We start from the raw sequence: 232 nt of genomic DNA, 5'->3' as shown, positions 1-232 counted from the left end.
TGACAGGTTCGGTTTGTTCGTCAGAGACAACACGAGACGAGATCACAGTATTGTTTCGGTTGTCAATAGTATCTTCGTGAACAATAGTTCTAGTACCTTTAACACCAGGGGTTTGAATCTCTTCTTCTCCAACAAATAGCTTGTCAGAAGGCACTTTAACGATATCAAAGTCAATATCCTGTTTCTCAGTTCTTTGAGCGGTTACAGTAAGTGGTTTTGTTCCCACAAGTAC

At 40.5% G+C, this 232-nt stretch carries 1 protein-coding gene; it reads right to left on the bottom strand.

Annotated features, from left to right (window positions below):
* Positions 1 to 232, bottom strand: a 232-nt coding sequence (locus tag A0739_RS09460; RefSeq protein ID WP_196755723.1) for a G5 domain-containing protein, incomplete at both ends; no start/stop codon positions are given.

The sequence above is a fragment of the Streptococcus oralis genome (assembly GCF_001588645.1).
Taxonomy (GTDB): domain Bacteria; phylum Bacillota; class Bacilli; order Lactobacillales; family Streptococcaceae; genus Streptococcus; species Streptococcus oralis_AB.
This window is presented reverse-complemented; position numbering and strand designations above follow the sequence as displayed.